Source organism: Candidatus Tisiphia endosymbiont of Mystacides longicornis (assembly GCF_964031095.1).
In the GTDB taxonomy this organism is placed as follows: Bacteria; Pseudomonadota; Alphaproteobacteria; order Rickettsiales; family Rickettsiaceae; genus Tisiphia.
Window position 1 is genome coordinate 1,278,593 of record NZ_OZ035004.1, and the last position, 15,136, is coordinate 1,293,728.

16 protein-coding genes are annotated in these 15,136 nt (G+C 32.0%); 13 read left to right on the forward strand and 3 right to left on the reverse strand.

Annotated features, from left to right (window positions below; genetic code table 11):
• Nucleotides 1–5 precede the first annotated feature (5 nt).
• The 9 genes from ACQH6S_RS06460 to ACQH6S_RS06500 all read left to right on the forward strand — a co-directional run bounded on the left by ACQH6S_RS06460 (nucleotide 6) and on the right by ACQH6S_RS06500 (nucleotide 9,654).
• A complete protein-coding gene (locus ACQH6S_RS06460) occupies nucleotides 6–539 on the forward strand; it encodes an acyloxyacyl hydrolase (RefSeq protein WP_425364436.1) in 534 nt (177 codons plus the stop codon).
• 311 nt (nucleotides 540–850) lie between these two features.
• Nucleotides 851–3,517 (forward strand): pyruvate, phosphate dikinase, encoded by a 2,667-nt coding sequence (ppdK, locus tag ACQH6S_RS06465; protein ID WP_425364437.1) that lies wholly within the window; start codon nucleotides 851–853, stop codon nucleotides 3,515–3,517.
• Between the two features lie 259 nt (nucleotides 3,518–3,776).
• Entirely contained in the window at nucleotides 3,777–5,285 is a 1,509-nt protein-coding gene (locus ACQH6S_RS06470; protein WP_425364438.1) for a hypothetical protein, read from the forward strand.
• A 3-nt stretch (nucleotides 5,286–5,288) separates the two neighbouring features.
• Nucleotides 5,289–5,930, forward strand: coding sequence for a hypothetical protein (locus ACQH6S_RS06475; protein WP_094648849.1), 642 nt, complete (start codon nucleotides 5,289–5,291; stop codon nucleotides 5,928–5,930).
• A 4-nt stretch (nucleotides 5,931–5,934) separates the two neighbouring features.
• The gene (locus ACQH6S_RS06480) at nucleotides 5,935–6,945 is read left to right on the forward strand and encodes an RP853 family protein (RefSeq protein ID WP_425360253.1); all 1,011 of its coding nucleotides are present in this window, start codon (nucleotides 5,935–5,937) and stop codon (nucleotides 6,943–6,945) included.
• A complete protein-coding gene (locus ACQH6S_RS06485; protein ID WP_250310816.1) occupies nucleotides 6,929–7,267 on the forward strand; it encodes a DMT family transporter in 339 nt (112 codons plus the stop codon). Before ACQH6S_RS06480 ends, ACQH6S_RS06485 begins: the two co-directional genes overlap by 17 nt.
• Before the next feature lie 95 nt (nucleotides 7,268–7,362).
• The gene (gene lpxK, locus ACQH6S_RS06490; protein ID WP_425360254.1) at nucleotides 7,363–8,337 is read left to right on the forward strand and encodes a tetraacyldisaccharide 4'-kinase; all 975 of its coding nucleotides are present in this window, start codon (nucleotides 7,363–7,365) and stop codon (nucleotides 8,335–8,337) included.
• Nucleotides 8,321–9,268, forward strand: coding sequence for a lipid A biosynthesis lauroyl acyltransferase (locus ACQH6S_RS06495; RefSeq protein WP_425360255.1), 948 nt, complete (start codon nucleotides 8,321–8,323; stop codon nucleotides 9,266–9,268). The genes lpxK and ACQH6S_RS06495 overlap by 17 nt, the downstream gene beginning before the upstream one ends.
• A 161-nt stretch (nucleotides 9,269–9,429) precedes the next feature.
• Nucleotides 9,430–9,654, forward strand: coding sequence for a DUF2674 domain-containing protein (locus ACQH6S_RS06500; protein ID WP_094649698.1), 225 nt, complete (start codon nucleotides 9,430–9,432; stop codon nucleotides 9,652–9,654).
• Between the two features lie 361 nt (nucleotides 9,655–10,015).
• On the opposite strand, the gene rplI is transcribed toward ACQH6S_RS06500, so the two are convergent.
• Genes rplI through rpsF form a run of 3 tightly spaced genes read right to left on the reverse strand, consistent with a single transcriptional unit; the run spans nucleotide 10,016 to nucleotide 11,260 of the window.
• The gene (rplI, locus tag ACQH6S_RS06505; protein ID WP_341748894.1) at nucleotides 10,016–10,567 is read right to left on the reverse strand and encodes a 50S ribosomal protein L9; all 552 of its coding nucleotides are present in this window, start codon (nucleotides 10,565–10,567) and stop codon (nucleotides 10,016–10,018) included.
• Nucleotides 10,568–10,580: 13 nt separating this feature from the next.
• Nucleotides 10,581–10,865, reverse strand: a complete 285-nt coding sequence (gene rpsR / locus ACQH6S_RS06510) for a 30S ribosomal protein S18 (protein ID WP_094649700.1) — start codon at nucleotides 10,863–10,865, stop codon at nucleotides 10,581–10,583.
• A 20-nt stretch (nucleotides 10,866–10,885) separates the two neighbouring features.
• Nucleotides 10,886–11,260, reverse strand: coding sequence for a 30S ribosomal protein S6 (gene rpsF, locus ACQH6S_RS06515; protein WP_094649701.1), 375 nt, complete (start codon nucleotides 11,258–11,260; stop codon nucleotides 10,886–10,888).
• 476 nt (nucleotides 11,261–11,736) lie between these two features.
• Here rpsF and ACQH6S_RS06520 point away from each other — a divergent pair, with 476 nt between their 5' ends.
• The 4 genes from ACQH6S_RS06520 to rsmD all read left to right on the forward strand — a co-directional run bounded on the left by ACQH6S_RS06520 (nucleotide 11,737) and on the right by rsmD (nucleotide 15,104).
• On the forward strand, nucleotides 11,737–12,447 hold the full coding sequence (locus tag ACQH6S_RS06520; RefSeq protein ID WP_094649702.1) for a winged helix-turn-helix domain-containing protein: 711 nt from the start codon (nucleotides 11,737–11,739) through the stop codon (nucleotides 12,445–12,447).
• Between the two features lie 126 nt (nucleotides 12,448–12,573).
• Nucleotides 12,574–13,803, forward strand: a complete 1,230-nt coding sequence (locus tag ACQH6S_RS06525; RefSeq protein WP_425360257.1) for a multidrug effflux MFS transporter — start codon at nucleotides 12,574–12,576, stop codon at nucleotides 13,801–13,803.
• Between the two features lie 33 nt (nucleotides 13,804–13,836).
• A complete protein-coding gene (locus ACQH6S_RS06530) occupies nucleotides 13,837–14,550 on the forward strand; it encodes a pseudouridine synthase (protein WP_341748897.1) in 714 nt (237 codons plus the stop codon).
• Nucleotides 14,547–15,104 carry a 16S rRNA (guanine(966)-N(2))-methyltransferase RsmD gene (gene rsmD / locus ACQH6S_RS06535; RefSeq protein ID WP_425360258.1) on the forward strand — a complete coding sequence of 186 codons (558 nt, stop codon included), beginning with the start codon at nucleotides 14,547–14,549 and terminating at the stop codon, nucleotides 15,102–15,104. Before ACQH6S_RS06530 ends, rsmD begins: the two co-directional genes overlap by 4 nt.
• Nucleotides 15,105–15,136 lie beyond the last annotated feature (32 nt).

Sequence of the window (15,136 nt, forward strand, 5' to 3'; positions counted from 1 at the left end):
GTTATATGAAATATAAAAAAATACAGCACTTAATTTTTCTAATTCTTTTATTAATTGGTTCAAGAACTATGGCTGACGAAATGAGAATTGGAGTATTCAGACATGATTTAGGGTATAAATTTGGACTGAGTGGTAGATCAAGAGAACGTATTGAGAAGGGTTGTGATTTTAATTTAGAATGGCTTTTTGAAAAATACAAATTTTTATATGCTTATCCTCATATAGGGACAAGTATTAACAGTGATAGCTATACTAGCCATATCTATACTGGGATTACTTGGCATTTTGATATGACGAAATGTGTATTTTTTGAAGCAAGTTTTGGATTTGCCATTCATAATGGGGAAATAGAAAAATTAAATCAAAGAAGAAGAGCCTTAGGAACAAGATTTTTATTTAGAGAAAGCCTTAGTTTAGGTGTAGTAATTCAAGAGAAGCACGCTGTTTCCTTAATTATTGACCACTTATCTAACGCTAAGATTGTAAAACTTAACCCTGGTTTAACTAATTTAGGTGTACGATATGGTTACAAATTTTGACGGTGGGGTAGGGGGCTTTGGTCGTTCTTGCTACTTTGTCAGGTTCTTGGCTTCCCTGTTATTCCTGCTTCGGTACATAGGCGTAAGTTTAAGAAAATAAGGTAGAAAAGTCGTCATTGCGAGCCACCGTAGGTGGCGTGGCAATCCATCTCTAATCGCCTTTCTGGATTGCTTCGTCGACCTACGGTCTTCCTCGCAATGACGGTTTTTCAATTATTGTTTTCTTAAACTGATGCTTATGTGCTTCGGTGCGGAATCTAGACCCCGCACCGAAGCAGGGGTGACATAAAAAGTAAATTGTTTTGGTATTTATGAACAAATGGATCTATTATTTTGGTACTAAAGGTGGGGATGGTAATGCTCAAATGAAAGACGTGCTTGGCAGTAAAGGAGCTGGTCTTGCCGAGATGTCTAACTTAAATTTACCTATTCCTGATGGTTTTACTATTACTACAGAACTCTGTAATTATTTTTATAAAAATAATTACAGTTTGCCTGAGAATTTTAATAATGATTTAGTGATAGCTATTAAAAATTTAGAAAATTCTACTGGCAAGGTTTTTGGTGATCATAATAATCCATTATTATTATCCGTTCGCTCAGGTTCAAGAGCTTCGATGCCTGGTATGATGGATACTATACTTAATCTTGGGTATAATGATCAAGTTTGCGATGCACTATCAAATATTACTGGAAATGAGATTTTTGCTCTTGATAGCTATCGACGATTCTTAGAAATGTATGGATCAATGGTGCTATCAATTTCAAATGGTTTATTTAAAAATGCATTTGAGATGCATAAGGTTAAATGTAATATCTATCAAGAGAAAGAAATTACAGGAGATTTTTTAAGAATAATAGTTGAAGAGTTTAAAAAAATAATTTTTAATCATGGTGAAGAATCTCATGGTAAAGAATCACTTTTTGACCCATATAAACAATTAGAACAATCAATAAAAGCCGTATTAAAATCTTGGGCAGGGGATAGGGCGGTAACTTATAGAAAATTACACAATATACCCAATAACTGGGGTACGGCGATTAATGTCCAGTCAATGGTTTTTGGCAATCAAGGAAGTAATTCTGCTACAGGCGTAGTATTCTCGCGTTGTCCTGCAACTGGTGAAAATAAGCTTTTTGGTGAATATTTAGTAAATGCTCAAGGTGAGGATGTGGTATCAGGGACAAGAACCTCCAGCCCTATTACCAACGAGCATGATGTAGATTGTTCAATGCAAATAGTTATGCCACAAATATTTGAGCAATTACAAGAGATTTGTAAGAAGTTAGAGTTACATTACTTGGACGTACAAGATATTGAATTCACCGTACAAAACGGAGTTTTGTATATTTTGCAAACACGTACCGCCAAAAGAACAGCTTTAGCCAGCATTAAAATTGCTACGGATATGGTGCAAGAAGGGCTGATTTCTAAACAACAAGCAATAATGCGTATAGAGCCGGAATCGTTAACGCAGCTTTTACATACGGCTATTGATTATAGCAATACTCTAGACCATATCTCTAAAGGGCTACCAGCTTCTCCAGGGGCTGCTACTGGTATAGTAGTTTTTTCTCCTTATGATGCTGAGAAAATGTCGCATCACCATAAAGTGATTTTGGTACGCCATGATACTAGCCCTGAAGATATAAACGGTATGTATGTTTCAGCCGGTATTCTGACAGCCAGAGGTGGGATGACCTCTCATGCTGCGGTAGTTGCTAGAGGGTTAGGAAAACCATGTGTTTGCGGGGCAAATGATTTGGTAATAGATGAAAAAAAACAGATGTTTAAAATAGGTAATACTATCATCAACTATGGTGACTTAATAACTATAGATGGCGGAACTGGGAAAATTTTCTTAGGGGAGGTGCCATTGATTCAGCCTACTTTTACTAAGGAATTTCAAACAATTCTAGATTGGGCAGATGAATTTGCTACTTTAAAAGTTAGAGCCAATGCCGAAACTATTTTAGATGCAGGTGTTTCCCTAAAATTTGGGGCAAGCGGAATTGGCTTATGCAGAACAGAACATATGTTTTTTGACCATGATAAAATACCATTAGTACGAGAAATGATCATTGCTCCTGATCTAGAGAGAAGGAAACATGCGATTAGTAAATTATTGCCCTTACAAATTCAAGATTTTAAGGCATTATTTAAAATTATACAGGGTAAACCGATAAATATCAGATTGCTTGACCCGCCTCTACATGAATTCTTACCAACAACAGAGGATGATAAAAGAAACTTAGCAAAGGTGATGAATCTACCGTTAGCTGTTGTGGAGCAACGCTTGCATGCATTATATGAAGTAAACCCTATGCTTGGACATAGAGGATGTCGCCTCGGTATTTCTTATCCTGAGATTTATCAAATGCAAATAAGGGCAATTTTTACTGCTATCAGAGAGTTACAAGTTGAAGAAAATATCAATACTATTCTGGAGTTAATGATTCCTTTAATTAGTGATGTTAATGAACTGAAAATCTTAAAAATACACATACAAGATGTTATTACTAACATGGAAGATATTAACAAATGCAAGTTTGATTTTACTCTTGGTACGATGATTGAGCTACCAAGAGCAGCTTTAAAAGCTGGAGAGATTGCTGAAGAGCTAGATTATTTTAGTTTTGGTACTAATGATTTGACCCAAACAACATACGGCATTTCTCGAGATGATGTAGCCTCATTTTTCCCGGATTATTTGGAGAAAAAAATCTTTGCATTTGATCCTTTTAGTAAATTAGATGAGGAAGGGGTAGGGGAGTTAATAAAAATTGCTATAAAACGTGGTTTAAAGAGCAACCCTACATTAAAACTTGGCGTATGCGGAGAGCATGCTGGTAATCCTCATTCTATAGAGTTCTTTTATAGAGTTGGTTTGCATTATGTATCATGTTCACCATACCGCATCCCTATAGCAAGGGTTGCCGCAGCTCAGGCAACAATAAAAGCTGATGATTATATCTGACAATTTTTTAAATAATTTGCATATATCTATTAGTGTAGTTAATTTTTATGATATATTACGATATATGACATTGACTCCCTTGGCATTCCCGCTTCTTCCCTTTGTCATTCCCGCGTAGGCGGGAATCTAAGACCCCTGCTTACGCAGGGGTGACACTAAGTCGGGTAAGGGTGATATTTGTTATACGTAAGGTAAAATATAATCTAACTAACTATAAGTTAAGTGCTAATCTATGATTAATATACTCAATCGATTAAAAATGCAAGTTTTTATAAAAATGTTGCACAAGCTTATAGCGTATTTTTTGTATAAAAAAAATATTATTATCCTAATAGGAGATAAAGGTACATTTCTTTGTGCTTTGGTTCACGATAAAGTTGTAGGTAGTTTATTTGTCCCTGATAAAAAGCAAAATGAATTAGATTCCTATAAAGAATTTTTTGCTAAATTCAAGAAACATTATGTTTTCTTCTTATTAAGCGGTTCTGAATGTCAATTACGTCATGAGCTAGTACCTGTACTACATTCAATAGTAACAAACAATCCTGTGGAGAAGTTTATTGAAGAGTATTTTCCTGCAGATTATATAGTTGGTTATAGTGTTTATAACATCAATACCAAGCCTAGTGAGGTGTGGAATAGTTTGATTGTCTCTAGTCCTTATACTCCTCCTTTAAGTAAACTACTTGAAAATTTGCTGGCAAGTGATAGCAAAAAATTTGGTGGGATTTATTTTTTATCTTTAGAGTTGCAAACAATTATCGATAAAATTGTAAAAAATGTTGAGAATAATAAATATAGTGAATATTTACAAATTTTTGTATGTATTTTAAATAGCAGCGGCATTAAACTTGTTGTTAAACACCAAGGTAATATAATCTCAAAACAAACATTGGACTATCCAGCTGATAAGTCAGATTCATATATTCAGGGTATAATCGAACAAGAAGTGGAAGATTGTTTGATATCTTGTAAAAATTATATTGCTAATCTAGCCCTTAAAGTTTGTATAATTTTCATAGTAGACCAAAATTTAAAGTTGCTATTAGAACAATCCAATTTTGCTGGACATCCAGTAATATGTATAGTCAATTCAGGGGAATTGGATAATAAATTTTCAGATGGGATGATCGTTAAATTATTTAATGAACAAAAAAGCTTTCTAGCCTCTAATCAATATTTAGAATCGATAGCTAAACTCAATCTTATCAGCTCTTTAGTTTTTAAACCACTTATTACTATAATAATAATATTGATATTTGCCGCATCTATTATCAAAGTTAAAACCGTAGCAAATTACAAAAAGTTAGATATTTTAAATTCACATTATTTTAGTACTGAGCAGGATTATTATAATGTTAAGCAGACCTATCCATATCTTCAAAACGCTACTAATTTAGCTGATTTATACGTCTTTGAATCATTATTACAAATTCCAGCACCAATACCATTTGATTTGTTAGAAAAGTTTGTAACAAATTTACCACCTAGTATTCATATAGAAGAGGTTAAATGGCAAAGGTTGGATCTAGATAATACGTTATCATCCTCTAATCAGTATATAAAAATTGGAATATCATTGAGGCTTATAGTTAATGATATATTAGTCGAAGAGGCTACTAAATTTTTAGAACAAGAAATTGCAAATTTTAGTAAAATATTTAGCAATATGGATATTAAATTTACAATATTTACTGACCAAATATTAGATTTACCTAATAGAGTGGTAATACCGGCATCGGTTATTATTACTAAAAAGAAAGGGTAAAAGATGCTTAAAAATTTTATTATTCATCTAAAAAATGTTATATTTTTTAAGTTTGCTATATGTTGTTTGTGTATTTCTAGCATTTTATGGTTGCTGCAAAGTCTTAATAAAGATTATATGGAGTCGATTAGCAAGAATAACAATATTGCAGAATCCCTAGCTCAAGAAACGTTAAAGCTATATTCTATAATAAATTCAAAAAATAAAATACTAGAGACCTATGCAAGATATACGAAATTATTATCTATTTCTGCTAGACAAAGTTGTTTAGAGAGAGCAAGGTTAATAATGAAAATTGATAGTTTGTCAAAAAAATACAACCTAAATGAGCCGATTACTATATCGATTAAACAAGAATTCTTAAGTGGTATTAGATCAGATATGGGAACAAAGCAAGATACTATAAAGATAAAGAATTATGATGTTTACATAAGATTCTCTACTAAAGATTTTGTAACATTCTCGACAATCATAAAAGAAATATACTCTTGTATGCCGGAAAATACTATTGTACTATCTATAGACGTCAAAAAAGAAGATGTATTGGAGCCCAAGGTTATTTATAAACTATCAACAGAAAGAACCCCTGATGTGATTTTTACAAAACTCAACATGCGTATAAGAGAAATAACAACAAATAAATAAAATTATGAACATCTTCAACAGTACAAATATTTCTATATGCAGAAAAAGCATATGTGAAGAGTTAATTAATAATATAACAAAACAAACATGTTTAACACTTGCTAATGTCATAGCTATTGATTATGAAATTAGACTTAAATCAATACCTGAAATTAATGTGCATATAGGTAATTGCATTGGTAAATTACGAACTTTTTTTGGTCAAAAAGTTATTACTGATGATAGTTTTTCAACAGTATTAATGTTGTTTTCGGTAGCAATCTCTGCAGATGCAGTAGACTATCAGGATAGAGATAATATTCTAAACAAATCAGAAGATATAGTAGTTGATACACTAATAAATACAAATTTTGGTGATACAAATTCTGAAGAGAGGGGAGTAATCAAACAAGTGCTAAAAGGTTTGTTGGCAGCAAAAAATAATTATGAATTAACAAACTTTATTCAAGTTGAACCAGAAATATTTCGTACAACAGTAATGCATGCGGTAAAAAAATATCAACAGCCTAAAGAGGTAAGTGATAATGTTCAATTGGAAATTAATAGAATAGTAACTGTTGCAGCAAAACATAATAAGAAAATGGAAATATTTAAACAAGCAACTAGCAAAATTATAACTGCTATTAGTGTTTTAGCAGTTGGGGCGATTAGTGTTGCAACAGCCGGGGCTACATTTGCTTTTATGGTAGTCCCGGCTTCTATTCTAGCAATAGAATATGCTCCCAAAATAGGAGAGAAGATGGGGGGGATGATTCTTAGTGCTGATAAATCGATGAGTGAGGAAGAACAAAAAATTACTACTCTAAAAACTAATTTGTTAAAAAATAATAAAGAATTTTTGACCAAACAACAATCTGTAGAGCATAATGTTGCAAAGGAACATCTATTGAGTAGTGGGGTAAAGTCTGTAGTTAATCAAAAATATAGTACAATAAAGACTCAGCTACAGCCCAACTTGCCTAATAAAAGTTCTTTGCAAAATAGCAAGTCCTCAGGACATGTTAAACAAAGGTAATAATATGCTAGTAACTTGGATTCTCCTTATATTTGCCGGATTATTTGAAATAGGTTTTTCTATATCGTTGAAATTATCAGATGGGTTTACCAAAATAAAACCTATTATAGCTTTTATTGGCTTTTCAATATTAAGCTTTATTTGTCTTAGTAAAACTCTAGATAAGCTACCTCTTGGCACTGCTTATCTTCTATGGACTGGTATCGGAGCGGTAGGAACAGTCATAGTAGGAATAGTGTATTTTAATGAGCCATATTCTGCTATGCGAGTTTTCTTTATTAGTACTATGATAATTTCCATGATAGGTTTGAAGTTATCTTAACCCGTTTACCTTAGGTATAATCCATGGCAATTTATTGCTTCGTTGACCTATGGGCTTCCTAGCAATGACTTTGAGCAATATTACTTATAATAACTATGATCAGGCTTATTTACCCTAAATTTTGGCAAAGTAAAAATATTATTGCCTATTTATTATTACCATTAAGCTGGTTATATCTTTTTGCTAGTTATCTACGAAGGATCACAGCTCGCCCAATAATATTTCCTTGTAAAGTAATTTGCGTTGGTAATATAAGCATCGGGGGTACTGGTAAAACTCAAATAGTAATCTTCCTTGCTCAACTATTGAAAGCTATTAATATTGATTTTATAATTATCACTAAAGGTTATGGTAGTAATCTTCAAGAAGCATTGTTAGTTGAAGCACACCATACAGTAGCAGATGTCGGGGATGAAACAGTAATGCTGTTAAAATATGGTAAAGTCATTGCCGCAAAGAAAATTCAAGATATAGAGCCTTTTATAGAAAAGATTAAGCCAAAGGTGATTATAGTAGATGACTCGATGCAGAATCCTAATTTTCATAAGGATATTGTTATTCTGTCAGTTGATGCTAATAGATTATTTGGCAATGGGTTCTTAATTCCAGCTGGTCCTCTGCGTCAATACCCCAAACAAGCTATTGACAAAGCCGATATAGTTATTTCAGTAGGTTCTGATTCTTTTCTCTCATATAAGAAGTATCCATTTCTATACTCAAAGCAGAAGAGTATACAAGCTCAAATAGTTCCCTCTATAAATATCGACAAGACAAAAAATTATTTTGCCTTTAGTGGTATAGGAAATCCTGAAAGGTTTCTCTCTACATTAGAAAATTATGGATTGCAGTTAATCGGTCATAAGATTTTCCCTGATCATCATCAATATTCTGCAGAAGATTTAGAATATTTAAAAGAACAATCAAAAAAATCTAACTCTCTGCTAATAACCACTAGAAAAGATTACGTAAGAATATGCGATACTGATCTGTCCGTAATATGTTGCGATGTGCATTTATTATTAAATAATCAACAATTATTAGTAGATTTAATATATGAAAAAATTATTTAAAAATATTATATATTTACTTGAATATTTTTTTGTTTTAATAGTACTAAAAATACTAGGGGCATTGGGTATTGACAAATCTGTAAATATTTGTCGATCCTTAGCAAGGAAAATAGGTCCTTTGTTACCAGTTAATAAAGTTGCAAAAGAAAATATTCAAAATATTCTTGGCAATAATCTATACACAAATGAAGGATCCATAAATTCTCAAGCAATCGTTAATCAAGTATGGGATAATTTTGGCAGTTTTATAGGAGAATTTCCATATATTAATAAGATGTCAGAGGAAGAATTATCTAGACGAATAGAGATAAGTGGTCTTGAGAATATAATAGAATTCCAGAAATCACAGCAACCATTCTTATTCTTTACTGGACATTTTGCTAATTGGGATTTTGCTCTTAAAATTAGCAATAAATTTTATCATAAATTTGCTATTATCTACCGCAAATTAAATAATCCTTATGTTGACAAACTAATTAACGATACGCGTATAAGTAATGATATAAAGCTAATTCCCAAAGGAACACAAGGGGTAAGAGAGCTAATATCTGCTATTAAATCAGGATATGCAATTGGTATGCTGGTAGATCAAAAAATGAATAATGGTATTGAAGTACCATTTTTAGGGCAGCCAGCCATGACTGCTCAGGCAATTGCTAAAATTGCATTACAGTTCAGCTACCCAATTATACCATTACAAGTGGTTCGCACTAATAGTAATAACAGTTATTTTAAAATTATTATTCATCCGCCAATAAAATTACAAAAAACTAATAATAATCAAACAGATTGTTATAATATAATGGTTACTATTAACCAAATTTTAGGTAATTGGGTTAAAGAAAACCCAGGACAATGGTTCTGGTTTCATAATAGATGGAAGAAGAATAATAATAAATATTCTAAAAATGCATATTCCAAGATTAAGTAATTGCAATTACTTAATAAATATGTATACTCTCCTGCTTTGAAGAATTGATACCGCAAATATACCTGCGGAGATATTCGTCTGCACATTCCTTGTTTTACAGTTAAATGTGAGTCGTAGGTAAAACTTGCATTTTTATAAAAATTTAATAAAAAAATAATGTTATGATAAGGGTAACACCTCCTCAAAAAATTATATCTTTTGCTGAAAATAAATCTGACCTAGATAAAATTGCTCAATTTATTAAGGACGATTGGGCAATAGTAAAATTAATGCCATATGGTAATTATTTTATTGGCGTCATGGAAAAGATGCAGCATGACAATACCATAAATGCCCAAGATCAAACTGTTTATATACCTCCAAGAAAAAAGATCATTTTTACTTAATTTTAAAGTGGCTTCTTGCAATGACGGTGTTATAGTCAATTCAGGGGAATTTGGGAATTTTGATCCCGCACCGAAGCAGGGATGAAACTAAGCCACAACTGTTGAAAGTTAGAAGGTGGAGCGGATTTTAGATAGCTTTTTCGTCATTGCGAGACCACGCAAGTAGGTAGTGGCAATCCATTTTTGGTTACTTTTGTGGATTGCTTCGTCGACCTGCGGTCTTCCTCGCAATGACTACTTTTCTAGCGGGAATCTAGTATATAGTCAATTGATGAGAAGTTGGGGACGTTGTCGCTCAATGCTCGCCTATTACTTATAGGCGTCGCTCCATCGCTCCTAGCCCCAAATTCTCCTGAATTGACTATAACTGCTCTATATCGTTAATAGAGACTTCTTGTTGATCAAAACCCTCAGGAGGGCTAGCAGCATCTTGCTTATTAATTCTTGCGTAATCCTGTGCTTCAGATTCTGACCTTGCGACAATTACTGTTATATTTGTGCTAAGATCAGCATGTAACCTAACCTCTACGACAAAGGCACCGGTTGATTTTATCGGCTTCTTAAGAATAATATTTAAATGTGATATTGACTGTGAAGAAGCCTTAGACAAACTTTCGGCAATTTCTTTATTATTCACTGACCCAAACAATCGGCCATCATCAGCAGACTGTCTAATAAATACTAATTCTTTATTACTTATAATAGTATTAATAGCTTCTGCCTCAGCTCTTATTTTTAGGTCTTTTTCCTCAAGATCATGTTTTTGAGTTTCTATGAGCTGTTTATTGAGTTCTGTTGCTCTAATTGCTAATTTTCTAGGGATAAGATAATTACGAGCAAAACCCCTTTTTACCTTAAGAATTTCTGCAATCTTCCCGAGCTTTCTTACGGGTTTAATTAAAATAACTTCCATTTTATTCCTCTGCTCAAACTTGAAACACAAAAGGCAATAATGCTAGAATTCTAGCAATTTTTATAGCATTTTTTAGTTTTCTTTGTTTTTTGGCACATACATTAGTGATTCGGCTAGGTAGCATTCTACCGCCTTCTGATACAAATTTTATTAACAAGTCAGGGTTCTTGTAATCAATTATTGGAGCATTAGCAACAGAAAGAGGGCAACCTTTACGTTTTCTAAAAAACACCCTTTTATTATTTTTATCAGCCATTTTAGTCATTGACTTAGAGTCAGTAGCATCATTTTCAAACATTTTAATCTTTTCCAATTTTATTACATTGAGTCTTTATTAATTGTTACATCCACTATTTCTTCATGATCTAAACTTTTGCTTCTTAGAATCGGTGAAGGTTCAGTGCTTATTGAGTCAACATTTATATTAATAAACCTAATAATATTTTCGCTTAGCTTCATTTTCCTTTCCATTTCAGTTATTACTGAAAAGTCAGTTTTAAGCCCCATAAAAACATAATGTCCTTTTTTGTTATTACCAATCTTATAGGCTAAACTTCTTAAACCCCAATATTCAGTTTTAACAACTTCACCATTACTATTTTCAACAATTTTAGTAAAATCATCGGTAATTTTATCTACATCAGCAGACGAAATATCTTGCCGTATGATAAAAACTGATTCGTAAAAAGCCATATATAAGAATCTCCAGCTACAAAATAAAGTTATTTATAACAACAAAAAACATTTAATTCAAGTGTTATCTTTACTACAAGGCATAATTAATGAATCTCTAAAATATCTCTAATAATTGCATAATTACAACCGTTTTCTACGGTCTGTAAACAAATAATTAAATTAGTAGACTTATGTTAATAAATTTAGTAGAAATTTATTAATTAATTCGATAATATTGCACTTTAAAAAGTTAAGTTTAATAATCATTACAATAATTTACAATAATGTAACATTAGACTCTTGCATAACTAAAGGATACTCTTTTGCTTTAGAATTGGTTTCACAAAACTTTGGATATTGATGTACTTATGCTTAATAGCTGTATACGTTGTCTTAACTCCACCTTTTGTTTATGCTCCAATTTTTCAAACCATTTGGATAGACAATACAAGAATTTAGTTATGCCTAAAATCTTCATTTAATTAAGTATTAGCATGTTTGATAAATTACCACCGAGAATTCTTGTTATAGAATCAACTAAAAGCGTCAACGCTTCTCTGTCTAACGTCATGGAGAGAGCGTGGTTTAACCTTATTAAGACTAATACAGTAGAAAAAGCAATAGTTCTTTCTGCTATTAATCCTCCTGATATAATTATTATTGACTCGATAGTACAAGATAAACTTGCTACAGAGATAGCAAGTAAAATAAGAGAAATTGATGATTTAGTGAGAGTTCCAATAATTTTTTTGTTACATCCAGGAGAATCTCTGTCTGGCTACGCTTTAGAAGATAGCAACTTTGTCGCTTGTCTCATTAAACCATTCACATCAGATCAATTAATGCTCTTAATAAGATCTTTATTAAGACGCTCTAATTTAATTCTACAAGATAAAGTTATAAAGTATAAAGAAGTAAGTATGGATCTTACCACTTATAAAGTAACTAATAACGGTAGGGTAATTCGTTTAGGGCCAACAGAATTTAAGATTTTACAACTTTTCATAAAATCCCCTAAAGTAATATTTTCTCGTCAAGATATTGTAAACAAAGTGTGGGGAAAGGATGCGGTTATTGACTTACGTACTATTGATGTACATATAAATAGAATAAGAGCATCTCTAAATAACAAAAACTCTGAAGTATTTATAAAAACTGTTCGTTCCACAGGGTATTGCCTTGATTTACCAGATATTCAAGATTAAAGTAAGAAATTATCAAAAATTTCTTATATAATTCTTGCAAAAGATATACAACTTGCAATTTTAAAAATTTGGTGTAATGTTCTGAATATTTTAATATATAAAGTACAAACCAATAGATTAGTTGTTATGAAATCAGATAAAATTAAAAACACCCTCATTATACCATTATACATTATTATATTAATTATTGCAATACCGATACTAAGCGAAACTATTTATACTCCCTCACTTCCTAGCTTAGCCAAAGATTTAGCAATTAGTGCTAATTTAGCTGAATATACCCTTACTATTTATTTGTTTGGTTTTGCTGTTGGGGTGTTACTATGGGGTAACTTATCTGATTCTTATGGACGTAAGCCTTGTCTACTTATAGGATTTTTAATTTATGCCTTATCATGCTACATTTGTTATCTATCAGATAATATAAATATGTTACTAGCTGCAAGATTTATGCAAGCTTTTGGGGCTAGTGTTGGGTCAGTATTAGGACAAACCATAGTTAGAGATGCAATAAACCCGCAAGATCGTGGCAGGATATTCTCAACTATAGGTATTGCTATAGCTTTTGCTCCTGCTATAGGACCAATTATCGGTAGTTTGGTAATAAAATTTTATCATTGGTCAGCTGTATTTCTTGTATTAATCGTAATGGCAATATTAATTATGTTGTTAGTATCAGCTAAACTTCCAGAAACTAACCAAAATCTAGAGGCTAAACGCTCGATTATTATATTGTATCAAGAATGTTTTAATAAAATGATCAGAGATATAAGATTGCTCGGTTTCGTATTTTTAATTGGAGCAGTAAATGGTATTGGATTTGGCTATTTTGCTGAAGCACCTTTTTATTTTATCTCAGGACTAAATATGGCAGCTTCATCATTTGGTATGATAGCATTATTTTTATGTATTCCTTCAATTTTAGGTGGGATTATATCTAAAAGGATGCACAAATTGCAAATAACATCTGACAATATTCTTTTTGTAGGTGTTAAGCTTATGTGCTTAGGAGCTCTGCTATTCTTTTCATCTAGCTATTTTAGTTTAATTAATAAAGATGATGTAATCTGCTCTGTATTCCAAACTTTATTATGGATGGGCATGATTAACACTGGTGCCATGATGGTAATGACCAATTGCTTTAGCCAAGCTTTGGAAAATTATGGTCAATTTGCTGGTACTGCTGCCTCACTTTTTGGTTTTATGTATTATGTAATTATCGCAGGTTTCACAATGCTAATGGGATATATGCATGACGGAACATTGATACAATTACCATTATTTATACTGATCATTGCAATTAGTATGATGTTAGTATTTTATATTGCCATTAATAAGAAACAGATATCAGGATAGTTAGTTATAAATAAAAAATATAGGATTGTTTATTTGAAACAGGATAGTACACAAAGGCTGGCAAAAGCTATTAGTAATGCAGGAGTATGTTCAAGGCGTGCTGCAGAGCTGCTTATCAAAAATAGTGAAGTAAAGGTAAATGGGGTGATCATCGATTCACCTGCCACCCTGGTTGATAATACTAGCATTATTGAAGTATCAGGAAAACTAATAAATCAACAACAAACTCCGCGTTTATGGACATATTACAAACCTGTTGGCTTAATTACCTCACATAAAGATAATTATGGTAGAGAAACTGTCTTTGAAAATCTGGTATTACAGAATCTGCCTAGGGTAATTTCAATCGGGCGATTAGATATAAATAGTGAAGGATTACTATTACTTACCAATAATGGTGACTTAGCAAGGAAGTTTGAGTTACCATCAAGTAAACTTGAACGTATATATAAAGTCAGAGCACACGGTAACCCAAGCTCATTGCTTAAAAATTATAAGAATATAGAGATTGATCAAATACGTTATGATCCTAAATTAATTAAATTAATAAAATCAGGAAAAACTAATTGTTGGTTTGAAGTAATTTTAACTGAAGGAAAAAATCGTGAAATTAGGAAGATATTTGAATATTTTGGTTTAAGTGTTAACCGGTTAATTAGAATTAGTTATGGGGGATTTATATTAGGTGATTTGCAACCAAATCAGTATAAAGAAATGCCATTTGAGGAATTTAAGAAATTTTTATGATACGAATTATCGCCGGCAAGCATAAAAATCGGATAATATCCACCTTAAAAAACTCTAATTATCGTCCTTCCACCGGCAAAATTCGAGAAGCGATTTTTAGTATATTAACTTCAGGAGAATTTAGTGATGGTAGGTTATTTACCAAGGAGTCTAAGGTTCTCGATTTATTTGCCGGCACTGGTAGCCTAGCTTTTGAAAGTTGTTCTAGAGGGGCAGGGGATATTACAGTAATTGATATAAATGCTGATTATTTGCGGGCAGCAAAAGCATTTGCTAGTAAAATAGGTGAAATGGATAAAATGACTTTCCTAAATATCAATGCTACAGCTTTGCCAAAATGTAAAAATAGCTTTGATCTAATTTTTATTGATCCACCATACTATCAAAATCTTGTATCAAAGGCAGTAAATGCTTTGAAAAAAGGTCAATGGTTAAAAGATGGAACAATTATTGTCGTTGAATTTGCTAAAAATGAGCATCTTACAGACGATTCTTTAGAAATGGTTAAAGAGAAAATATATGGTGATAGTAAATTGCTTATTTTACGATCCTAACTTAAACGTCATCGTGAGAATGCTATAAATAA